Raw genomic sequence first — 22,353 nt, 5'->3', positions numbered from 1 at the left:
CGCCCGGACCGCCCGGACCGCCCGGACCGCCCGGACCGCCCGGACCGCCCGGACCGCCCGGGCCGCCCGGGCTGCCGCGGCCCTGCTCGCCCTCGCCCTGCTGCTGGCGGGCGGCGCGGCGACGGGCTGCGGCGGGCGGGCCACCACCCACCACAAGCCCGGCACCACCCACGAGCAGGCGTCCGGAAGCGTCGGCACCCTGCTCACCGCCACCGACGCCGCCGGCCACAAGCTCCGCGAGGTCCCGGCCCTAGGCGCCCCCGAGGTCCAGCTGGCCGTCCGACCGGACTCCGAGGACGGCTGGAACCTCCAGCTGACGGTGAAGAACTACCGCTTCACCCCCGACAGCACCGGCGGCGCCGCCCTCCCGGGCGCCGGCCACGCCCACCTGGAACTCGACGGCCGCAAGCTGGCCCGCCTCTACGGCCCGTGGTTCCACCTGCCCGCTGCACAGGTCCCCGAAGGCCCCCACACCCTGACCGTCCGCCTCTACGCGGACGACCACACCGCCTGGGCGGTCTCCGGCAAGCCGGTCGAGGGCACGGCCCAGCTCACCGCCGCCGCCCCGGGCGCGTCAGGCGGCCACAGCCACGGCGAGCCACCACCCCGGTCACCGGACCCGCAGGCGCCGAGCCGGGAACCGGCCGACCGGACGGTCGCCATCACCGTCCGCGACGGCAAGGTCAGCCCCGCCCCCGCCCGCACCGAGCTGCGGCGCGGAGAACGCGTCGCCCTGCGCGTCACCAGCGACCGTGCGGACACCCTGCACGTCCACGGCTACGACAAGGAACTCGCCCTGCCCGCAGGCCAGGAGGCCACCCTCACCCTGACGGCCGACCGCACAGGCCTCTTCGAGGTCGAGACCCACGAGTCCAGCCTCCTCCTCACCCAACTCCTCGTCCGATGACCCCACCCAAGCCCACCTCCGCGCACGCACCCCGGGGCACCTCCCGGCACGCGTCCCCGCACGCGCCTCGGTCCGCGTCCCCGATCCCCCGGCGCGCGTCCCCGACTGCCGTCCCGGCCCGGTGGCCCGGACTCGGGCCCGAGTCCGGGACGACAGGCCAAAGCATCGGTGGGGTCATGCCCTGGGCGGGGCGTTGCTGAGCGGCCTCGGGCCGGGTCCCGCGCCGGGTGACGGCAGTGGCGGACTCGGCCGAGGCGTGGTCCTTCACCCGGCCGAACCGTTCACCACGCTCGCGCACGGGATCGGCTCCCAGCACGATCTGCCCATCTCTCCCTTCTACGCCTTCGCCGGCGCCTTTGCCGCGCTGTTCGTCTCCTTCCTCGCGCTCGGGCTGCTCTGGTCCACTTCCCGCTTCCGGGGTGCGCACTCGGGCCTCGCCCTGCCCGCCGCCGTCCAGCGGGTGGCCGACGCGCCGGCCACCCGTACCGTCCTGCGCGGACTGGGACTCGCCGCCGCACTGGCCGTCCTGATCCACCTCCTCCTCGGTCCCGACGACCCCGCGCGCAACCCCGCTCCCGCGGCCGTCTATGTCCTCCTCTGGGTCGGACTCGTCCCTGCCTCCCTCCTCCTCGGCCCCGTCTGGCGTCTGCTCAACCCGCTCCGCACCCTGCACCGCCTGCTCTCCCGAGCCCTGCGCCTCCGCGGCCCCGACCGCCCCCTCCCCTCCCGGCTGGGCCAATGGCCCGCCGCGGTGGGGCTGTTCGGCTTCACCTGGCTCGAACTCGTCGCTCCGGATCCCGCATCCACCACCACCCTCCTCGTCGCTCTCACCGCCTACGCCACCGCTCAGCTGCTGCTCGCCGCCCGCTTCGGCGAGCGCTGGTTCGACGACGGAGACGCCTTCGAGGTGTACTCCGCCCTCCTGGCCCGGCTCTCCCCCCTCGGCCGTCGCAGCGACGGCCGTCTCGTTCTCCGTAATCCCTTCCATGGACTCGACGCGACACCCGAACGGCCCGGACTCGTCGCCACCGTCTGCGTCCTGCTCGGCTCCACCGCCTACGACGGCTTCTCCGACAACCCCTCGTGGATCAACGCGATCCAGACCTCCCCCCTTGGCCGCACCCCCGCGGCCACACTCGGACTGCTCGGTTCCATCGCCCTCGTCGCCACCCTGTACTGCCTCTGCGCCGCGGCCACCCGCCTCGTCAGCGGCCCGCACCGCCGTCCGCTGACCGCCTTCGCGCACTCACTCGTGCCGATCGCCCTCGGCTATCTCGTCGCCCACTACTTCTCCCTCCTGGTAGTCGAAGGACCACGCACAGTAAGCATGACACTGGGCACTGACAACGCCCCCGAACCCGTCCCGCCCGTGGGTCCCGGCGGCCTCGCCGCCCTCCAGGTCATCGCCGTCGTCGCCGGTCACGTACTCGGCGTCGTCGCAGCTCACGACCGCTCCGTACGCCTCTTTCCGCCCGCGAAGGCTGTGGCCGGCCAGCTGCCCCTGCTCGCGCTGATGATCACTTACACCATCGGGGGGCTCAGCCTCCTGCTGAACTGAGGTGAGGCCCCCGCCGAACCGAGAAGCGAGGAACGGCATGATGGACCCCGTGCCTCCCGTCCCCTCCCTGCGCCGGACGCCGGTCCAGCAGCGCAGTGCCGACCGGCTCGCCCGGATCCTCGACGCCTGCGCCGAGCTGCTGGACGAGACCGGGTACGAGAACCTCAGCACCCGCGCCGTCGCCCTGCGCGCCGGAGTGCCGATCGGCTCCGTCTACCGCTTCTTCGGCAACAAGCGGGCCATGGCCATCGCCCTCGCCCATCGCAACCTGGACCGCTATGCCGACGGCATCGCGGACCGCCTCAGCGACCTCCCGGCCACCGACTGGCGGCCCGTCGTGAACGCCGTACTGGACGAGTACCTGGCCATGAAGCGCAGCGTGCCCGGCTTCGCGCTCGTCGACTTCGGCGTACCGGCGCCGCCGGCCGACGGCCCGGAGGCCGACCCCAATCACCAGGTCGCCGCCCGCCTGACCGAGCTGCTCTCCACCCACCTCGGTCTGACCCCGGACGTCACCCTGGAGCGAGCGGTCCTCGTCGCGGTCGAGGCCACCGACGCGCTGATCCAACTGGCCTTCCGGACCGACCCGGCCGGCGACCCCGACATCGTTCGCGAGACCCGCGCGATGATGCAGGCCTACCTGGCCCGCGTACTGGACTGACTGACCCGGGCCCCGCGCTGCTGCGGCGCCTGCCATGCCCTGGCGGTCCACTGCTGCCGACGGCTGACGTGCCCGGCGGTCCACCCGCCCTGGCCGCGCTCCCACCGATGCCCTTAGCCCTGGCTTTCGCTCCGTCCCGCACGCTCACGACCCCGGGCCTCGGCACGCTCACGACCCCGGGCCTCGGCACCTCGCGGCCCCAGGCGGCGCACCCCCTTTCCCCGGGCCGCGTCCCGTATCCCCGGCCGCGCCCCCTTTCCCCGGCCGCGCTCCCTTCCCCGGCCATGCCCGACCGGCCCCCGGCCGTCCGCGCGTACTCGGTCACGCGCCCCCCTCCCCTCCGTGCGTACCGGTCGGTATGCTCGTGGGTACCCCTGCGTGCCTCCGCGTGTCCGTGTCGCAGCCTGCCGCCCCTGGAGGGCCCATGCCCCGCACCGCCCTGCGCATCTGCCCCCTCTGCGAAGCCACCTGCGGCCTCACCCTCACCATCGACGGCGACGCCGTCACCGGTGCCCGCGGTGACCGCGACGATGTCTTCAGCAGGGGGTTCATCTGCCCCAAGGGTGCCGCCTTCGGCCAGCTCGACGCCGACCCGGACCGGTTGCGCACCCCGCTCGTCCGGCGCGACGGGCACCTTCGGGAGGCCACCTGGGAAGAGGCCTACGAGGCCATCGCGGCCGCCGTCCCCGCGCTCGTCCGGGACTACGGTGCGCAGTCGGTCGGCGTGGTGCTCGGCAACCCGAACGTCCACACCATGGCCGGCGCCCTCTACCCGCCGCTGCTCCTCAAGGCTCTGGGCACCCGGAACCTGTTCACGGCCAGCACGCTCGACCAGATGCCCAAGCACGTGTCCAGCGGGCTGCTCTTCGGCGACCCCTTCGCCATCCCGGTCCCCGACCTCGACCGCACCGACTTCCTGCTGCTCCTCGGCGCCAACCCGGTCGAGTCCAACGGCTCCCTGTGCACCGCCCCCGATTTCCCCGGCCGGCTCAAGGCCCTGCGCGCCCGCGGCGGCACCCTGGTCGTCGTCGACCCGCGCCGTACGCGCACGGCCCGGCTCGCCGACCGCCACCTCGCGCCGCGCCCCGGCAGCGACGCACTGCTGCTCGCCGCCCTCGCACACACACTGCTCGCCGAGAAGCTCGCCACCCCCGGCGCCCTGGAGGAGTGGACCGAGGGCCTCGGGGAACTCGCCGCCGCGCTCGGGAGTTTCACTCCTGAGGCCGTCGCCCCCGCCTGCGACCTCCCGGCCGAAGAGATCCGCACCCTCGCCCGCGAGCTCGCGGCCGCGCCCACCGCCGCCGTCTACGGGCGGATCGGCAGCTGCACCGTCGAGTACGGCACGCTGGCCAGCTGGCTGGTCGACGTACTGAACATCCTCACCGGCAATCTCGACCGGCCGGGCGGAGCCCTCTTCCCGCTCCCGGCCGCCGGCCCGCGGCCCCGCCCCGCCGGGCCCGGCAAGGGCTTCGCGGTCGGCCGCTGGCACAGCCGGGTCAGCGGTCACCCCGAGGTCAAGAGCGAACTGCCCACCGCCGCCCTGGCCGAGGAGATCGAAACCCCGGGGGAGGGGCGGATCCGCGCCCTGATCGCCATCGCCGCGAATCCCGTCCTGTCCGCACCTGACGGAGACCGGCTCGACCGGGCGCTGGCCGGCCTCGACTTCATGATCTCGGTCGACCCCTACCTGAACGAGACCTCACGCCACGCCCACGTCGTGCTGCCCCCGCCGCCGCCCTCTCAGAGCGCACACCACGACTTCGCCTTCAACGGCTTCGCCATCCGCAACCAGGTGCGCTACACCCGCGCCGCCGTCCCCCTCGAAGCGGGCCGCCTCGACGAATGCGAAATCCACGCGCGCCTCGTCCTGGCCGTCTCCGGCATGCACGGCTCGGCGGGACCGGAGGCCGTCGACGAGTTGGCCGTCCAGGGTGCTCTGGCCAGGGAGACCGCCGACCCGCACTCCCCCCTGCACGGCGAGGACCCGGCGCGCCTCGCCGGCCTCCTCACCGGTGAGAGCGGCCCCGAGCGCCGGCTCGACCTGATGCTCCGACTCGGGCCGTACGGAGACCGCTTCGGCGCGGCGGCCGAGGGGGAGAGCAGCGGGAAGCTCAGCCTGGAGCATCTGCTCGCGCACCCGCACGGCATCGACCTGGGCCCGCTGCAGCCCCGGCTCCCGGGCGTGCTGAGGACCCGCAGCGGCAGGATCGAGATGCTTCCGGACCCGATCGCGGGCGAGCTACCGCGGCTGCGCGCCGCGCTCGCCGAACGCCCCGCCGCCCTGGTGCTCGTGGGCCGCCGCCACCTGCGGTCCAACAACAGCTGGTTGCACAACGTCCCGGCCCTCACCGGAGGTTCCAACCGCTGCACCCTCCACGTCCACCCGGAGGACGCCGCCCGGCTGGGGCTCACGGACGGGGGACGGGCCCGGATCACCGCCGACGGCGGAAGCCTGGAGGTGCCGGTCGAGGTCACCGACGCCGTACGCACCGGCGTGGTGAGCCTTCCGCACGGCTGGGGCCATGACCGCGCCGGGACCCGGCTCGAGGTGGCCTCAGCCGTGCCCGGCGCCAACGTCAACCAGCTGATCGACGGCAGCCGGCTGGACAGGCTGTCGGGCACCGCCGTGCTCAACGGCTTCCCCGTCGAACTCACACCACTGCCCTGAGCTGGGGTTTTGCTCGTATTGCTCACGCGTGGACGTCTTGTTGGCATAAGGAGGCGGCACCTACCTTCCCCCCATGCTGACCTTCCTCGGCTTCGCCATGATCGCGACCTTCCTGGTTCTGATCATGATGAAGAAAATGTCGCCCATCGCGGCGCTCGTCCTCATCCCCGCACTCTTCTGCGTGTTCGCAGGCGAGGGTGCGCACCTCGGCGACTACGTCATCGACGGCGTCGGCAAGCTCGCTCCGACCGCCGCCATGCTGATGTTCGCAATCGTCTACTTCGGCGTGATGATCGACGTCGGCCTCTTCGACCCGATCGTGCGCGGCATCCTGCGCTTCTGCAAGGCCGACCCGATGCGGGTGGTGGTCGGCACCGCCGTCCTCGCCGCGATCGTCTCCCTCGACGGCGACGGATCGACCACCTTCATGATCACCGTCTCGGCCATGTATCCGCTCTACAAGCGGCTCGGACTGAGCCTGGTGGTCATGACGGGCGTCGCGGCCACGGCCAACGGCGTCATGAACACCCTGCCCTGGGGCGGTCCCACGGCCCGCGCCGCGACCGCTCTCAAGCTCGACGCCGCCGACATCTTCGTCCCGATGATCCCGGCCCTGGCGGTGGGCCTGCTCTTCGTGTTCGTCCTGGCGTACGTCCTCGGTGTGAAGGAACGCCGCCGCGTCGGCACACTGGTCCTGCCCGGTCAGGCGGAGCCGGAGGCGACCGAGGAGGACCTCGTCCCGGCCGGCCTCGTCCCGGCCGGCCCCGTCCCGGCCGCCTCGGGCACTGGCGCCTCCACCATCGCCACCGTCCCGGCCACTGCCGCCTCCGCCGCCACCGACGGCGTCACCGCGTCCACCGGTTCCGCCGCTGGTTCCTCCGCCTCCGTCGACCTGCCCGCCGGGCCCGCGGCCGCCTCGGGCTCCGCCGCCGTGCCGCACGGCAGCGGCTCCGAGACCGCCCCCGAGGACGGCTTCCAGGGCCTCGACCCCCACCGCCCCACCCTGCGCCCGCGCCTCTACTGGTTCAACGCCGGCCTCACCGTCGCCCTGCTCACCGCGATGATCATGGAGTTGCTGCCCATCCCGGTGCTGTTCCTGCTCGGAGCCGCCCTCGCCCTCACCGTCAACTTCCCGCACATGCCCGACCAGAAGGCCCGGATCGCCGCCCACGCCGACAACGTCCTGAACGTCGCCGGCATGGTCTTCGCCGCCGCCGTCTTCACCGGAGTCCTCACCGGCACCGGCATGGTCAAGCACATGGCCGACTGGCTCGTCGGCGCCATCCCCGAGGGCATGGGCCCGCACATGGCCCTGGTCACCGGCCTGCTCAGCCTGCCGCTCACCTACTTCATGTCGAACGACGGCTTCTACTTCGGCGTCCTGCCGGTACTGGCCGAGGCCGGCGCAGCCCACGGGGTCTCGCCGCTCGAGATCGCCCGCGCCTCCCTCGTCGGCCAGGCGCTGCACATGTCGAGCCCACTGGTTCCGGCCGTCTACGTACTCGTCGGCATGGCCAAGGTCGAGTTCGGCGACCACACCCGGTTCACCGTGAAATGGGCGGCCCTGACCTCCCTCGTCGTCCTCGCGGCAGGGATGCTTTTCGGCATCATCTGATGCCGCCCACCCCTTGGCAGGTAAAAACTACCGGCGCTAGTTTGTAGGGTGTTCGCGAGGTCGGATCCACGCGCTCGCGCGTTGCTCGGGAGGAATGCCATGAAGGCCCACGACGGGATGTACATCGACGGCGCATGGCGGCCCTCCGCCGGACGCGACCGGATCGACGTCGTCAATCCGGCCGACGAACAGGTCATCGCGGGGGTCCCGGCGGGCACCGCCGAGGACGTGGACGCGGCCGTACGCGCGGCTCGCAAGGCCTTTCCGGGCTGGGCGGCCACGCCTCCGGCCGAGCGGGCCGCACTGATCGGCGCGCTCCGCGACGTCCTGCTGGCCCGCAAGGGTGAGCTGGCCGAGACCATCACCGCCGAGCTCGGCTCGCCGCTCGGCTTCTCGACGGCCGTCCACGTCGGCGCGCCGATCGCCGTGGCCTCCTCCTACGCCGAGCTGGCGTCCTCCTACGCCTTCGAGGAGCGGCTCGGGAACTCCACCGTCCTCCTGGAGCCGGTCGGTGTGGTCGGAGCCATCACGCCCTGGAACTACCCGCTGCACCAGATCGTTGCAAAGGTGGCACCCGCTCTCGCCGCCGGCTGCACCCTCGTCCTCAAGCCGGCCGAGGACACCCCGCTGACCGCACAGCTCTTCGCCGAAGCCGTGCACGAGGCGGGCGTCCCGGCCGGAGTCTTCAACCTGGTGACCGGTACCGGCCCGGTCGCCGGTCAGGCCCTGGCCGCTCACGAGGGAGTCGACCTCGTCTCCTTCACCGGCTCTACCGCCGTCGGCAAGCAGATCGGTGCCACGGCCGGCGCCGCCGTCAAGCGGGTCGCCCTCGAACTGGGCGGCAAGTCGGCCAATGTCATCCTGCCCGGGGCCGACCTGGGCAAGGCCGTCGCGGCGGGCGTGGGCCACGTCATGAACAACACCGGCCAGAGCTGCAACGCGCTCACCCGGATGCTCGTCCACCGGGACCAGTACGAGGAGGCCGTCTCGCTCGCGGCCGCCGCCGTCGCCGACTACCCCACCGGCGACCCCCGCGAGGCCGGTACCCGCGTCGGCCCCGTCATCAACGCCAAGCAGCGCGAGCGCGTCCGCGGCTACATCGCGCAGGGCGTCGCGGAAGGCGCCCGCCTCGTCGCCGGAGGGCCCGACGCACCGCATGCGCAGGGGTACTTCGTGGCCCCGACCGTGTTCGCCGATGTCACCCCCGACATGACCATCGCCCAGGAGGAGATCTTCGGCCCGGTGCTGTCGATCCTCCGGTACGAGGACGAGGAGGAGGCCCTGCGCATCGCCAACGGCACCGTCTACGGCCTGGGCGGCGCCGTCTGGGCCGCCGACGAGGCGACAGCCGTCGCCTTCGCGCGCCGTATGGACACCGGCCAGGTGGACATCAACGGCGGCCGCTTCAACGTGCTCGCGCCCTTCGGCGGCTACAAGCAGTCGGGTGTGGGCCGTGAGCTGGGCCCGCACGGGCTGGCGGAGTACCTCCAGACCAAGTCCCTGCAGTTCTGATCCCACAGCCGCCCCACCCCGCCCGGCCTCCCCGCCCCTTCCCGTAAGCCCCTTCAGCCGCCAGCCCTTCAGCCCCGGAAAGACGAGACGACGACCATGGTCCGCGCCGCCATCCTGCCCGCCGTCGGAGCCCCGCTGGAGATACGGGAGATCGTGCTGCCCGATCCCGGCCCCGGGCAGGTCCGGGTGCGGCTCACCGCAGCCGGGGTCTGTCACTCCGACCTCTCCCTCACCAACGGCACCATGCGGGTCCCCGTACCCGCCGTCCTCGGCCACGAGGGCGCGGGCACGGTCCTCGCCGTCGGGGAGGGCGTCACACACGTCGCCCCCGGGGACGGCGTGGTTCTCAACTGGGCGCCGTCCTGCGGGACATGCCATCACTGCACCATCGGCGAGGTCTGGCTCTGCGCCTCGGCGCTCACCGGGGTCGGGGCCGTCTACGCGCACGACGCGCACGGTACCGAGCTGCACCCCGGGCTGAACGTGGCCGCGTTCGCCGAGGAGACCGTCGTCGCGGCCAACTGCGTGCTGCCCGCGCCCGCCGGAATCCCGCTCACCGAGGCCGCCCTGCTCGGCTGCGCCGTCCTGACCGGCTACGGGGCCGTCCGCCACAGCGCCCAGGTCCGCCCGGGAGAGTCGGTGGCCGTCTTCGGTGTCGGCGGGGTCGGGCTGGCCGCGCTGCAGGCCGCACGGATCGCGCAGGCGGGCCCGGTCATCGCCGTCGACGTGTCCCCGGCCAAGGAGGAACTGGCCCGCGCAGCCGGGGCCACCGAGTTCGTGCTCGCCTCAGACACCACCGCCAAGCAGATCCGCGCGCTCACCGCAGGCCAGGGCGCGGACGTCGCCGTCGAGTGCGTCGGCCGGGCGGAGACCATCCGCGGAGCCTGGGAGTCCACCCGCCGCGGCGGCCGCACCACGGTCGTCGGCATCGGAGGCAAGGAACAGCAGGTCACCTTCCACGCCTTGGAGATCTTCCACTTCGCCCGCACCCTCACCGGCTGCGTCTACGGCAACAGCGACCCCGCCCGCGACCTGCCGGTGATCGCCGAACACGTCCGCGCGGGCCGCCTTGACCTCGGCGCCCTCGTCACGGACCGCATCACCCTCGACGGCATCCCGGCCGCCTTCGACGCGATGCTCGCGGGCAAGGGCGGCCGCTCCCTGGTCGTCTTCTAGCGGCGCCACATGGCGGGCCCCGCCGCCGCTCCGGGCCCGAAGAGCCGGTGCCCGCGCCGCTCCGGGCCCGCAGAGCCGGTGCCCGTGGCCGCTCCGCGTCGAGCGAGCGAGCGCCCGTACCGTCTTGCGTCCATGTCGATCGACGGGTCGGCCTGCAGCGGCCTCGGCGGCGGCATCAGGGGTTGCGTACCTCGGCGGGACGTTCCCCCCGTTCCGTCAGCGCACGGCAGCCCCGGCTGCGGACGGTGGCGTCGGTATCCCGGAGGCATGCGCGCAGCCCCGGACACGCCCGTTCCGCGCCCGCGCAGCGACTGGACGCACCGGCCGCGCCCGCCCGGCGCGTCGGTGAGCACGGAGTCTGGAGCGCGGAGTCGGGAGCACGATGGCCGCGCAGGCCGGGAGCCCCGGAGCCGTACGGCGGGACATCCGCGCCCCCGCGGGTCACGCAGTCTCGTCCAGCGCCTCGTACTGGAGGGCCAGCCCGTCCAGCAGCGCCGTCAGGCCCGTCTCGAAGGCGCCCTCGTCCACCTCTCGCCCGCGCTCGGCCAGGAGGTGGGCCTGGCCCAGGTGGGGGTAGTCCGTCGGATCGTATGCCGCGCGGTCGTCCACGAAACCCCGGGCGAACGAGGCCACCGCCGAGCCGAGGATGAAGTACCGCATCAGCGCGCCGATCCGGGTCGCCTGCGCCGGCGGCCAGCCGGCGGCCGTCATCGCGCCGAACACCGCGTCCGCCAGCCGCAGTCCCGCCGGGCGCCGGCCCGGCCCGCGCGCCAGCACCGGCACGATGTTCGGATGGTCCGCCAGGGCGTCCCGGTACGAGTGCGCCCACGCGCGCAGGGCGCCGCGCCAGTCCGTGCCGCCACCGTCGAACATCGACAAGTCGACCCGTGCACTCACCGCGTCGGCCACCGCGTCCAGGATCTCGTCCTTGGTGCGGAAGTGGTTGTAGAGCGACGGTCCGCTGACCCCGAGCGCGGCCGCCAGCCGCCGGGTCGACACCGCCTCCAGCCCCTCCGTGTCCACCAGCGCGCCGGCCGCCTCGACGATGCGGTCTCGGCTGAGGAGGGGCTTGCGCGGTCTGGCCATGCGCCACATAGTAGGGCCTGCCCGCCCTAAACTACCGGTGCTAGTTAAATGCTCCGGACGGACGCCCGGAGGTGCCTGGTGAATCTGGAGCTGAGCGAGGAGCAGAGCGCCGTACGGCGGCTCGCCCGCGAGTTCACCGAGCGCGAGGTCGTCCCGTACGCCGCCGCGTGGGACCGCGCCGAGAGCGTGGACCGGGCGATCGTGAAGAAGCTGGGCGCGCTGGGCTTCCTCGGCCTGACGGTCCCCGAGGAGTACGGCGGTTCCGGCGGGGACCACCTGGCCTACGTCCTGGTCACCGAGGAACTCGGACGCGGCGACTCCGCCGTGCGCGGGATCGTCTCCGTCTCCCTCGGTCTGGTCGCCAAAACCATCGCGGCCTGGGGCACCGAGGAGCAGAAGCGCAGCTGGCTGCCCCGCCTGTGCTCCGGCGACGCGCTCGGCTGCTTCGGGCTGACCGAGCCCGGCACCGGCTCCGACGCGGCCGGCCTCACCACCCGCGCCGAGCGGGAGGGGGAGGCATACGTCCTCGACGGCAGCAAGATGTTCATCACGAACGGCACCTGGGCCGACGTGGTGCTTCTCTTCGCCCGCACCGGCGACGAGCCCGGCCATCGAGGGGTCTCCGCCTTCCTCGTCCCCACCGGCACGCCGGGCCTGACCCGCCGCGAGATCCACGGCAAGCTCGGCCTGCGCGGCCAGGCCACCGCCGAACTCGTCCTCGACGGCGTCCGCGTGCCCGCCTCAGCCATGCTGGGCCCCGAGGGCAAGGGCTTCTCGGTCGCCATGTCCGCCCTCGCCAAGGGCCGGATGTCGGTCGCCGCCGGCTGCGTCGGCATCGCCCAGGCGGCCCTGGACGCGGCCGTCTCGTACGCCGCTCAGCGCGAGCAGTTCGGCAAGCCGATAGCCCATCACCAGCTGGTCCAGGAGCTCATCGCCGACATCTCGGTCGACGTGGACGCGGCACGGATGCTGACCTGGCGGGTCGCGGACCTCATCGACCGGGGGCAGCCCTTCGCCACCGAGTCCTCCACCGCCAAGCTCTTCGCCTCCGAGGCCGCCGTGCGCGCCGCGAGCAACGCCCTGCAGGTGCACGGCGGTTACGGTTACATCGACGAGTACCCGGTCGGCAAGCTGCTGCGCGACGCCCGCGTCATGACCCTGTACGAGGGCACCAGTCAGATCCAGAAGCTGCTCATCGGCCGCGCCCGAACCGGTGTTTCCGCCTTCTGAGCCGGCCAGACGCGCCCTCCGCGCCCGCCGTGCTCCCCGCGCCCTCCGCGCCGTGCTCCCCGCGCCCTCCGCGCCGTGCTCCCCGCGCCCTCCGCGCCGTGCTCCCCGAGCCCGACGTGCCCTCCGTGCTCCCCGAGCCCGACGTGCCCTCCGCGCGCGACGCCCCCTCCGTGTCCCGCGGGGCCGCCTGAGTACCCGTATCGCCGGAATGAGTACGCGTGCGGATGTCCCCCGGCCCCGTCCGGCCCGATGCTCGACCCATGAACGAGACACCGGTCAAGCAGCAGAGCACGGGGGCGTACTACGGCCAGGCCGTCGCCTCCTTCGGCATCGCCATCGGCGCCGTGGCCGTGGGGATCTACAACCTGGAGGTGGACGGATGGGTCCGCGCCTTCCTCGGCATCGCGGTCCTGTACCTCACCACCTCGGCCTTCACGCTCGCCAAGGTGATCCGCGACCGACAGGAGGTCACGCAGATCGTCAGCCGGGTGGATCAGGCCAGGATGGAGAAGATCATGGCCGAGTACGATCCCTTCTCGCCGAAGTAGCCGGCTCGCGAACGCTAAGCGCTTGCTCACCCTCCGGTAGGGTGTTCACTCCCACACGGTGAAGAGGTGAGTGAGCGATGGACAGCGCGGAGGACACGGTCGACGGCTACCGGCCGTGGTCCGAGGTCACCCCCGACGCCGCACGCCGGCTGCTCGTCGCCGCCGTCGAGGCCTTCGCCGAGCGCGGATACCACGCCACGACCACACGTGACATCGCAGGCCGTGCCGGGATGAGCCCGGCCGCGCTCTACATCCACTACAAGACCAAGGAAGAGCTGCTCCACCGGATCAGCCGGATCGGCCACGACAAGGCGCTGGAGATCCTCACCTCCGCGGCGAACGGCCCCGGCTGCGCCGCCGAGCGGCTCGACGCCGCCGTACGGTCCTTCGTGCGGTGGCACGCGGCGCATCACACCACCGCGCGCGTGGTCCAGTACGAGCTCGACGCTCTCGCCGCGGAGCACCGCTCCGAGATCGTCGCGCTGCGCCGGCAGAGCGACGCGGCCGTACGCCGCATCCTCGCCGACGGGGTCGCGGCAGGGGAGTTCGACGTCCCCGACGTGCCGGGCACCACGCTCGCCGTCCTGTCGCTGTGCATCGACGTGGCCCGCTGGTTCAGCGTGGCCGGGCAGCGCACGCCCGACGAGGTCGGCGCGCTCTACGCCGACCTCGTGCTCCGCATGGTGGCCGCGCGGCCGGGCCCCCGGAAGCAGAGCCCGACCTCCGAAGCGGAGTAGTCGACTCCAGGCGGCGGAGGGGGACCTCAGAAGTAGTAGCGGGACACCGACTCCGCCACGCACACCGGCTTGTCGCCGCCCTCGCGCTCGACCGTGACCGTGGCCGTGACCTGTACGCCGCCCCCCGCTTCCACGACCTCCGTGATCACGGCGGTGGAGCGCAGCCGCGAACCGACCGGCACCGGCGCCGGGAAACGCACCTTGTTCGTCCCGTAGTTGATGCCCATCCGCATGCCCTCGACGCGCATGATCTGGGGCACCAGGCTGGGGAGCAGGGACAGCGTCAGATAGCCGTGGGCGATGGTGGAGCCGAAGGGGCCGGTCGCCGCACGCTCCGGGTCCACATGGATCCACTGGTGATCGCCGGTCGCGTCCGCGAAGAGGTCGATCCGCTTCTGGTCCACCTCCAGCCACCCACTGGGACCGAGCGGCTCGCCGATCCCGGCGTGCAGCTCCTCGGCGGACGTGAAGACCCTCGGCTCGGCCATGCCCTGTTCCTGTCTCTCGCAACTGACGGACGACTGACGGACTGCTCAGCAGACGACTGACGGATGAATAAGCGCTTGCTCAGCATGCTGGGACCGCATGTGTATGTCAACGGACCTCCGGCTACCCTCGGCCGGGTGCCGCAGATTCCCGAGAAAATCCATGAACTCACCGTCGGCCAGTTGTCCGCCCGCAGCGGCGCGGCCGTCTCCGCGCTCCACTTCTACGAGGCCAAGGGCCTGATCAGCAGCCGCCGGACCTCCGGCAACCAGCGCCGCTACACCCGCGACGCACTGCGCCGCGTGGCCTTCGTACGCGCCGCCCAGCGCGTGGGCATCCCGTTGGCCAGTATCCGCGAGGCACTGGCCCAGCTCCCCGAGGAGCGCACCCCCAACCGCGAGGACTGGGCCCGGCTCTCCGAGGCCTGGCGCGCCGAGCTCGACGAGCGGATCAGCCGGCTCGGCCGCCTGCGCGACCACCTGACGGACTGCATCGGCTGCGGCTGCCTCTCGATGGAGACCTGCGCGCTGTCCAACCCGGACGACGTCTTCGGCGAGCGGCTCACCGGTTCGCGGCTGTAGTCCCCCTGGAACCGTTCTCCGGAACCAGTTCCCGGGCCGCGGCCACCAGTTCGGCGTTCGACCCTGCCGGCCGCCCGCCCGGCAGGTGGAGCACGTCCCCTGCGCCGGTCCGCGTACCCGTCCCGCACCGGGCGGCCAGCCGCAGCACCGGCCAGGCGGCCGCGTCCCGCCCGAACAGCAGCACCGCCACCGGCGGCAGCCCGCGCAGTCCGGCCACCAGCGCCGGATCGGCCGTCGCGAGCTCTGCCGCGAGCCGCACCCGCCCGGGATCGCGCACCGGCCAGGCCAGGAACCGTGCCATCGGCTCCGGCCCGGCCGGCCCACCCAGCGGCACCACCGCGTCCACCGCGACCCCCCGCGCCAGCAGGACCTCCGCCAGCTCCCCGGCGCCCGGCTCCGCGAAATGCACCACCGCCCGGTCCGGCAGCACCGTCCAGGAGCGCACCCGCTCCAGTCGCCCCGCCGGATCAGGCTCCGCCCCGATGCTCGCGGACACCGACAGCGGTACGCCCGCCCCGGCGCGCCGCAGCGCCTCCACCACCGGCCCCACCACCCGCGGCGAGAGGCTCTCCCGCCCGCACGGGGTCCGCGGATGCACCAGTACCTCGCCTGCCCCCGCCGCGACCGCCCGCACGGCCGACTCCGCCAGGTCCTGCGGCGACATCGGCACAGCCGGGCCGTCGGCGGCGCTCCGCGAGCCGTTCAGCGACACCTGCAGCAGCGGGCTCACGCGGCCCCGGCCTGTGGGCTGTCCGCCAGGGCCGGTCTCGGCACAACGATTCCGCAGCCCGCGCAGACCGGCCCGTCCCACGCCCACGCCCCCTCCCAGGGGCCGACCGGAGCCACCGCCGGCCAGCGCAGTTCGGTGTCCCCGCAGACCGGGCACGCCGTTCCCGGCTCCGACTCCAGCGCCCGCACCAGCCGCCGCAGCACCTCGCCCAGCGTCCCGTCCGGTCGCACCCCCGGATCCGCGCACCGCACCACCGCGTCCCCGCTCCCGCCCCACGCCCACTCCGGCCGGCGCAGCCCGTGGTGCTTCTCCCGCCGGCGCCGTTCCGCGAACTGGCGCTCGTACTCCAGCCAGACCGCCCGCGCGTCCTCCAGCTCCTCCAGCGCGGCGACCAGCCGCAGCGGATCGGCCCCCCGGTCCTCGGGGGCGATCCCGTGCCGGTCGCACAGGTGCCACCACGTGGCCCGGTGCCCGTACGGCGCGAACCGCTCCAGGCAGCGGCGCAGCGAATGGCGCCGCAGGGCCCGGTCGTTGCGCGCGTCGCGTACCTGATAGGCCAGACTCCGGAATCCCGCCATCACACCATCACCTCCGCCGATGTGCCCAACATGCCCTGCCCGAGGCGGGCGCATGCGGGGGCGGTCGAGGCGTGCGGGTGGCACATGGCCGGAAGTCAGCGCCCCATGCGCCCCGCAGCCACCACGACCCGGGCCAGTTCCTCGTGGCAGATGTCGCTGTGCGCCCCCGAGGGGGCGCCGCCGCGCCGCACCACCGAGCCCGCGTCCACACTGACGCAACCGGCCGGGGGGACGCCCTCGCGCAGGGCGGCGTCCAGGCTCAGCCGCGGCGCGCCGGGCACCGCCTGCACCCCGCTGTGTCCGATCGCGCCCCACCGCTCGTCGAAGCCCAGCAGACCGGCCGAATCCCCTGCCATCCGGGAGGCCAGCGGATAGAACACCTTGAGGGCCGAGTCGTGGGGGGAGTGGCAGGCCACCACAGGTCCGTCGACCCGCCGGTGGAGACCGCGCAGGGCGCCGCCGCGGCCCTTGTCGTGAGGAAGCCGTTCGGCGAACGCGTAGTGGGAGAAGGCGCCCTGGAGCAGCGTCACGGATTTCAGATACCGGGCCCCGTCCGGCACCGCGCGCAGCGAGAACGACACCACCCGCGCCCCGAAGCTGTGTCCGATGAGATGAAACCGCAGTGCGGGGCGGGCGGCCGCCAGCTCCGCCAGCACCGGGCCGAGGCCGCGCTCGCCGACCACGCCCGCCCGCTTCTTCATCTTGTGGTAGGTCGCCTGCCGCAGCAGCTCCTTGGCGCCGCCCCACAGCCCGCGCAGCCCGTCGCCCGCCGCGAGGCCCGGCCCGCCGCCCGCCGCGACGCCCGGCCCGTCGGCGGCCGCGGCCGGCGCGCCCGCCTCGACCAGTCCGCGCGCGAGGGCCCGGCACACCTCCAGCACGTCGTCCGCGAAGATCGCGGGAACGGCCGGGGCGTCCGCAGTCGGCACCGCGTCCAGCCCCGCCAACTCCCTTACGAGCGCGCCGAATTCGATGAACGCGGCCGCCGAGTCCGGCCGCTCCTCGAGCAGTTCCGCCACCCGGTCCAGCTCCGCCCGACGACCGGGCCAGAACCGCCCGAGCGACTGGCGGGTGAGGGGGTCCAGCGCCGCTCCGAAGCCGGGACCGGCGAGGGCGCCGGGCGGGTCGAAGTCCGGTATGGGTTCGTCCGAGAACCGCATCGAAGGCCATACGACACCCACGTAGCCCAGGCGCACCCCCGACCCCACCAGCCCCGCGAAGGGGGCGAAGAACCGGTCGTAGAGCCGAGTCGCGGTGGACCGGTCGCTGTTCCAGCCGTGTGCGAAGACCAGCAGGTCCGTGGCCTCCATCCGGGCCACCGTCCCCTGTGTGGCCCGGTCCACGTCCCCCTGGGAGTCGAAGGTGAGCTCCGCGTACGGCCCGGCCCCGATCCCTGCCCGGACTCCCGCACCCGCAACCGCACCGGTCCCGGTCCCGATGCCGATCCCGGTTCCGATCCCGCCCCTGCTCCCGTTCCCGGCCCTGTTCCCCTCGCCGATCCCGACCCCGCCACCGCTGTCCGCCATGACGTCCCCCTTCACGCCGTGCCTCCGGTGCAGTCAGCATCCTGCTGCCGGGCCCGCCCGGCCAGCCCCCTGACGCGGTCGGCTCACGGATAGATCAGGTACTTCCTGCGCACCGCCTCGAAGCGCGCCAGCCCCGCCGCCCAGTCGCCCGCGATCTCCTCGACGCCGGCCCCCGCGTCCACCATCGTCCGCACCCGGTCCGAGCCGGTCAGCCGGTCGATCCAGTGGTCCGTGCGCCAGCCGAATCCGCTCCACGCCCGCCGAGCGGTGACCAGCAGCCCGATCCCGGCCCGAACCGGGTCGAAGGCCTCCCGGTCGTGCACGAGCAGCCGGACCCCGCCGCACACCTTGCCCACGTGCTTGGAGAAGGTCGGCGTGAAGTACGCCTCCCGGAACCACACCCCGGGCAGCCCCAGCTCGTTCGCCGCCTCCGCCCACCGCCGGTCGATGCCCTCCGCGCCCACCACCTCGAAGGGCGTGGTCGTCCCGCGCCCCTCGGACAGGTTCGTGCCCTCGAACAGGCAGGTGCCGGCGTACGCGAGGGCCGTGTCGGGGGTCGGCATGTTCGGGCTCGGCGGCACCCACGGCAGCCCGGTCTCCCCGAAGAACGACTCCCGCCGCCACCCCGACATCGCCACCGTCCGCAGGGCGACCGGCCGGTCGGACAGGAACTCGCCGTTGAAGAGCCGGGCCAGTTCGGCCGCCGTCATTCCGTGGGCGAGCGCGATCGGCTCCCGGCCCACGAAGCTCGCGTACGGCCGCTCCAGCACCGGCCCCGTGGCCCGTCGGCCGCCCACCGGATTCGGCCGGTCCAGCACCACCACCGCCTTGCCGGCGAGCGCGGCCGCGCGCATGCAGTCGTAGAGGGTCCAGATGTAGGTGTAGAAGCGCGCCCCGACGTCCTGGACGTCGAAGACGACGGTGTCGATCCCGGCCGCCGTGAACACGTCCGCGAGCCGCTGCCCGCTCTTGTCGTACGTGTCGTACACCGGAAGCCCGGTCGCCGGATCCCGTGAGGCTCCCTCGGAGTTCCCCGCCTGCGCCGTTCCGCGGAAGCCGTGCTCGGGCCCGAACACCGCGACGAGGTCGACCCGTTCGTCCGCGTGGAGGACGTCGACCAGGTGCCGGGCGTCGGGGGTGATCCCGGTGGGGTTCGTGACCACCCCGACCTTCTGCCCGGCCAGCATGCCGTACCCGTCCGCGGCGAGCCGCTCGAAGCCGGTGCGCACCCGGGCCGCGGCCCGCGGGGCGGCTACCCCGGCGGCCGACCCGGGAGCCGGCCCGGAGGGTGCCGCGCCCGCCGCCCCGGCCGTCGTGGCGGCGGCTCCCACCGCGCCCACCACGCCCGCCGAACCGATGGCCCCCGCCAGCCCCAGCACCCCGCGTCGCGACAGCGTCATCCGGACACGTTACGAGCCGCGCCCCTTCCGTCCCGACATACCGACTGGTTAGTCTGCTCGCCGTCGGCAGATGAGCACGGCCGGCTTCCGGCCGCACGAGAGGTGATCCCCGTGAACGCGTACCAGGACCAGCGAGTCGTCGTCACCGGCGCGGGCGGCGGCATCGGCGCCGCCCTCGCGCACCGCTTCGCGGCCGAAGGCGCCACGGTGGTGGTCAACGACCTCGACCCGGCCAAGGCCGCCGCGGTGGCGAGCGCGATCGGCGCCCGGGCGACCCCGGTCCCGGGCGACGCCTCGGCGATCGTGGCCGAGGCCCGCGAGGCCCTCGGCGGGACGGTCGACGTCTACTGCGCCAACGCCGGACTCGCCTCGGGCGGCGACGCCTTCGCCGACGAGGCGGTCTGGGAAGCGGCCTGGGACACGAACGTCATGGCCCACGTGCGCGCCGCCAGACTGCTGCTGCCGGACTGGCTGGAGCGGGAGAGCGGCCGCTTCGTGTCCACCGTCTCGGCCGCCGGGCTGCTGACCATGATCGGAGCGGCCCCGTACAGTGTCACGAAGCACGGTGCGCTCGCCTTCGCCGAATGGCTGTCGCTGACCTACCGGCACCGCGGTGTCCAGGTCCACGCCATCTGCCCGCAAGGAGTGCGCACCGACATGCTGACCGCCGCGGGCTCGGCGGGCGAGCTCGTCCTCGCGCCGACCGCGATCGAGCCCGAGGCGGTCGCGGACGCGTTGTTCGACGGCATGGAGAAGGGCCGGTTCCTGATCCTCCCGCACGCCGAGGTCGCCGACTTCTACGCCGCCCGCGCCACCGAGCCGGACCGCTGGCTGAGCGGCATGAACCACCTGCAGCAGAAATGGGAGACACGGTGACCTCGTACGGATCCTCGTACGGCTCTTCGTACGCCGCCAGGCCCTGGCTCCGGCTGCTCGCCCCCGCCCAGCGGGCGCCCGTGACTCCGCCGCCCACCGTGCTGCACGCCTTTCGCGAGGCCGTCGCCCGGGCCCCCGAGCGCACCGCGCTGGCCTACTTCGACGGCCGGATCGGCTACGCCGGTGCCGACGCGCTCTCCGATTCCCTCGCCGGTCACCTCGCGGCACGCGGCATCCGCCGCGGGGACCGGGTCGCGGTCATGCTGCAGAACACCCCGCACTTCGTGCTCGCCGTCCTCGCCGCCTGGAAGGCCGGGGCCGTCGTCGTCCCGCTCAACCCCATGTACAAGTCCGGTGAGGTCGGGCACGTCCTGGGCGACTCCGGGGCCGCCGCGCTGGTCTGCGACGGCCGTGCGTGGGAGGCGTACCTGCGCGAGGCCGTGCGGGGCAGCGCCGTGCGGACCGTCCTGACCGCCTCGGACCGGGACTTCCAGACACGCGACGACCCCCGTCTCTTCGGTCCGCCGGCCGAGCCGAACCCGTCCGGTCTGGCCGCACGGGGCCTGCCCGCCCTCCTGCCCGGAGTGCACACCGCCGACCTCGTGACCGTGGCCCGTCAGGGCCACCCCGCGCCGGAGGACCCGCACCTCACCGCCGCCGACACCGCCCTCATCAGCTACACCTCCGGCACCAGCGGCGCCCCCAAGGGCGCGATGAACCCGCACGGCGCGCTCACGTACAACGCCGTACGGCAGGTCACCTCCCACCCCCTCCCCGAGGGCTCCACTTACTTCGCCCTCGCGCCCCTCTTCCACATCACCGGCATGGTCTGCGAACTCGCCGCCTGCTTCGCCAACGCCGGCACCCTCGTCCTCGCCCACCGCTTCGACGCCGGAGCCGTCCTCGACGCCTTCGTGGAGCACCGCCCCGCCTACACCGTCGGCCCGGCCACCGCCTTCATGGCCCTCGCCGCGCACCCCGACGTCACCCCGGACCACTTCGCCTCGTTCCAGGTGATCTCCTCGGGCGGTGCCCCGCTCCCGCCCGCGCTCGTCGAGCGCCTGCGCACCACCTTCGGCTTCTACCTCCGCAACGGCTACGGCCTCACCGAGTGCACCGCCCCCTGTGCCTCCGTGCCCGTGCACCTCGAAGCCCCGGTCGACCCCGCCTCCGGCACGCTCTCCGTGGGCCTGCCCGGCGCCGACACCGTCGTGCGCATCCTCGACGAGCAGGGCGCCGAGGTCCCCTTCGGCGAGACCGGCGAGATAGCCGTCCGCGGCCCCCAGGTCGTCCCCGGCTACTGGGGCCTGCCCGCGGACACCGCCAAGGCCTTCCCGGACGGCGAACTGCGCACCGGTGACGTCGGTTTCATGAACCCGGACGGCTGGCTCTACGTCGTCGACCGGAAGAAGGACATGATCAACGCCTCCGGCTTCAAGGTCTGGCCGCGCGAGGTCGAGGACGTGCTCTACACCCACCCCGCCGTTCGCGAGGCCGCCGTGGTCGGCGTCCCCGACCCGTACCGCGGGGAGAGCGTCAAGGCGTACGTGAGCCTGCGCCCCGGTAGCCCGGTCGGCCCGGAGGAGCTCTCCGCCTACTGCGCCGCGCGCATCGCCGCGTACAAATACCCGCGCCAGGTGGAGATCCTGCCTGTCCTTCCGAAGACGACCAGTGGCAAGATCCTGCGACGGGAACTGCGCGACCGCGGCTGAAAACAGTCGGACGGTCGTACAGCTGGTCGCAGTGACCAGGCAGGAATGAGGAAGGGAAGGTCATCGCCATGGCGGCCAGGACCACGGAGCCCGCAGTCACGCACGAAGCCCCGGTACCGCAGCGGCTGCTGGCCGTCGCCACCCGGCTGTTCGCCGAGCGCGGCTACGACCGCACCTCCGTCCAGGAGATCGTCGAAGCGGCCGGAGTCACCAAGGGTGCGCTCTACCACTACTTCGGCTCCAAGGACGATCTGCTGCACGAGGTGTACGCGCGGATGCTGCGTCTGCAGCAGCAGCGGCTCGACGCGGTGGCCGATTCCGACGCGCCCGTCGAGGAGCGGCTGCGGGCGGCGGCCGCCGACGTGGTCGTCACCACCATCGAGAACCTCGACGACGCGATGATCTTCTTCCGGTCGATGCACCAGCTCAGTCCCGAGAAGTTCAAGCAGGTACGGGCGGAGCGGCGGCGCTACCACGAGCGCTTCCGGGCACTGGTCGAGGAGGGGCAGCGCACGGGCGTGTTCTCCAGCGCCACCCCCGCCGACCTGGTGGTGGACTACCACTTCGGGTCCGTGCACCACCTGTCCACCTGGTACCGGGCGGACGGTCCCCTCACGCCCCAGCAGGTCGCTGATCACCTCGCCGACCTGCTGCTGCGCGCCCTGCGCCCCTGACCGGCCGCCTGCCCCAGCATGGGGTCGTCGGCCCGCCTGAGCCGCCCGAGCCGCCCGAGCCGCTTGAGCCGCCGGGCGGACGGGCGGACGGCCGC

General features: G+C 73.4%; 20 protein-coding genes. 14 read left to right on the top strand and 6 right to left on the bottom strand.

Features of this window, described 5'->3' with window-relative positions:
• The first annotated feature begins 82 nt into the window (after positions 1–82).
• From ACWGIF_RS19175 to ACWGIF_RS19145, 7 genes are all read left to right on the top strand, one after another.
• Positions 83–907, top strand: a complete 825-nt coding sequence (locus ACWGIF_RS19175; protein WP_453498865.1) for a hypothetical protein — start codon at positions 83–85, stop codon at positions 905–907.
• Positions 908–1,163: 256 nt separating this feature from the next.
• A complete protein-coding gene (locus ACWGIF_RS19170) occupies positions 1,164–2,465 on the top strand; it encodes a hypothetical protein (protein ID WP_453498781.1) in 1,302 nt (433 codons plus the stop codon).
• Between the two features lie 40 nt (positions 2,466–2,505).
• Positions 2,506–3,126, top strand: coding sequence for a TetR/AcrR family transcriptional regulator (locus tag ACWGIF_RS19165; protein WP_453498863.1), 621 nt, complete (start codon positions 2,506–2,508; stop codon positions 3,124–3,126).
• A 424-nt stretch (positions 3,127–3,550) separates the two neighbouring features.
• Positions 3,551–5,794 carry a molybdopterin-dependent oxidoreductase gene (locus tag ACWGIF_RS19160; protein WP_453498779.1) on the top strand — a complete coding sequence of 748 codons (2,244 nt, stop codon included), beginning with the start codon at positions 3,551–3,553 and terminating at the stop codon, positions 5,792–5,794.
• A 73-nt stretch (positions 5,795–5,867) separates the two neighbouring features.
• Positions 5,868–7,409, top strand: a complete 1,542-nt coding sequence (locus ACWGIF_RS19155) for a CitMHS family transporter (protein WP_453498776.1) — start codon at positions 5,868–5,870, stop codon at positions 7,407–7,409.
• A 99-nt stretch (positions 7,410–7,508) separates the two neighbouring features.
• On the top strand, positions 7,509–8,921 hold the full coding sequence (locus tag ACWGIF_RS19150) for an aldehyde dehydrogenase family protein (protein WP_453498773.1): 1,413 nt from the start codon (positions 7,509–7,511) through the stop codon (positions 8,919–8,921).
• Positions 8,922–9,017: 96 nt separating this feature from the next.
• Positions 9,018–10,097 carry a Zn-dependent alcohol dehydrogenase gene (locus ACWGIF_RS19145; RefSeq protein WP_453498770.1) on the top strand — a complete coding sequence of 360 codons (1,080 nt, stop codon included), beginning with the start codon at positions 9,018–9,020 and terminating at the stop codon, positions 10,095–10,097.
• 441 nt (positions 10,098–10,538) lie between these two features.
• On the opposite strand, the gene ACWGIF_RS19140 is transcribed toward ACWGIF_RS19145, so the two are convergent.
• Complete coding sequence (locus ACWGIF_RS19140; RefSeq protein WP_453498767.1) at positions 10,539–11,183, bottom strand: TetR/AcrR family transcriptional regulator; 645 nt, start codon at positions 11,181–11,183, stop codon at positions 10,539–10,541.
• A 78-nt stretch (positions 11,184–11,261) separates the two neighbouring features.
• On the opposite strand from ACWGIF_RS19140, the gene ACWGIF_RS19135 reads away from it, so the two are divergent.
• The 3 genes from ACWGIF_RS19135 to ACWGIF_RS19125 all read left to right on the top strand — a co-directional run bounded on the left by ACWGIF_RS19135 (position 11,262) and on the right by ACWGIF_RS19125 (position 13,698).
• A complete protein-coding gene (locus ACWGIF_RS19135) occupies positions 11,262–12,413 on the top strand; it encodes an acyl-CoA dehydrogenase family protein (RefSeq protein WP_453498764.1) in 1,152 nt (383 codons plus the stop codon).
• Positions 12,414–12,673: 260 nt separating this feature from the next.
• Positions 12,674–12,961: a YiaA/YiaB family inner membrane protein gene (locus tag ACWGIF_RS19130; RefSeq protein ID WP_453498761.1), complete on the top strand. Its 288-nt coding sequence runs from the start codon at positions 12,674–12,676 to the stop codon at positions 12,959–12,961.
• Between the two features lie 77 nt (positions 12,962–13,038).
• Positions 13,039–13,698: a TetR/AcrR family transcriptional regulator gene (locus ACWGIF_RS19125; RefSeq protein ID WP_453498758.1), complete on the top strand. Its 660-nt coding sequence runs from the start codon at positions 13,039–13,041 to the stop codon at positions 13,696–13,698.
• Between the two features lie 26 nt (positions 13,699–13,724).
• Here the strand turns inward: ACWGIF_RS19125 and ACWGIF_RS19120 are convergent, their stop codons facing one another.
• Positions 13,725–14,186: a MaoC family dehydratase gene (locus ACWGIF_RS19120; RefSeq protein WP_326591893.1), complete on the bottom strand. Its 462-nt coding sequence runs from the start codon at positions 14,184–14,186 to the stop codon at positions 13,725–13,727.
• A 135-nt stretch (positions 14,187–14,321) separates the two neighbouring features.
• Here ACWGIF_RS19120 and soxR point away from each other — a divergent pair, with 135 nt between their 5' ends.
• On the top strand, positions 14,322–14,765 hold the full coding sequence (gene soxR / locus ACWGIF_RS19115) for a redox-sensitive transcriptional activator SoxR (RefSeq protein ID WP_453498753.1): 444 nt from the start codon (positions 14,322–14,324) through the stop codon (positions 14,763–14,765).
• Here the strand turns inward: soxR and ACWGIF_RS19110 are convergent.
• The 4 genes from ACWGIF_RS19110 to ACWGIF_RS19095 all read right to left on the bottom strand — a co-directional run bounded on the left by ACWGIF_RS19110 (position 14,746) and on the right by ACWGIF_RS19095 (position 18,996).
• Positions 14,746–15,495, bottom strand: coding sequence for a 3-keto-5-aminohexanoate cleavage protein (locus ACWGIF_RS19110; protein ID WP_453498750.1), 750 nt, complete (start codon positions 15,493–15,495; stop codon positions 14,746–14,748). The two genes, soxR and ACWGIF_RS19110, sit on opposite strands and share 20 nt — an antisense overlap.
• Positions 15,492–16,073: a hypothetical protein gene (locus ACWGIF_RS19105; protein ID WP_453498747.1), complete on the bottom strand. Its 582-nt coding sequence runs from the start codon at positions 16,071–16,073 to the stop codon at positions 15,492–15,494. The genes ACWGIF_RS19110 and ACWGIF_RS19105 overlap by 4 nt, the downstream gene beginning before the upstream one ends.
• A gap of 95 nt (positions 16,074–16,168) precedes the next feature.
• Positions 16,169–17,596: a serine-threonine protein kinase gene (locus ACWGIF_RS19100; RefSeq protein ID WP_453498745.1), complete on the bottom strand. Its 1,428-nt coding sequence runs from the start codon at positions 17,594–17,596 to the stop codon at positions 16,169–16,171.
• Positions 17,597–17,679: 83 nt separating this feature from the next.
• Positions 17,680–18,996 (bottom strand): exo-beta-N-acetylmuramidase NamZ family protein, encoded by a 1,317-nt coding sequence (locus tag ACWGIF_RS19095; RefSeq protein WP_453498742.1) that lies wholly within the window; start codon positions 18,994–18,996, stop codon positions 17,680–17,682.
• Positions 18,997–19,098: 102 nt separating this feature from the next.
• Between ACWGIF_RS19095 and ACWGIF_RS19090 the strand changes: the two genes are divergently transcribed.
• From ACWGIF_RS19090 to ACWGIF_RS19080, 3 genes are all read left to right on the top strand, one after another.
• The gene (locus ACWGIF_RS19090) at positions 19,099–19,872 is read left to right on the top strand and encodes an SDR family oxidoreductase (RefSeq protein ID WP_453498739.1); all 774 of its coding nucleotides are present in this window, start codon (positions 19,099–19,101) and stop codon (positions 19,870–19,872) included.
• Entirely contained in the window at positions 19,857–21,584 is a 1,728-nt protein-coding gene (locus ACWGIF_RS19085; protein ID WP_453498737.1) for a class I adenylate-forming enzyme family protein, read from the top strand. Before ACWGIF_RS19090 ends, ACWGIF_RS19085 begins: the two co-directional genes overlap by 16 nt.
• A 68-nt stretch (positions 21,585–21,652) precedes the next feature.
• Complete coding sequence (locus ACWGIF_RS19080; RefSeq protein ID WP_453498734.1) at positions 21,653–22,258, top strand: TetR/AcrR family transcriptional regulator; 606 nt, start codon at positions 21,653–21,655, stop codon at positions 22,256–22,258.
• Positions 22,259–22,353: the final 95 nt, after the last annotated feature.

It is taken from the genome of Streptomyces sp. NPDC054849, from assembly GCF_053610945.1.
The sequence above is the reverse complement of the archived record's forward strand: the minus strand, read 5'-3'. Positions and strand labels throughout refer to the sequence as shown.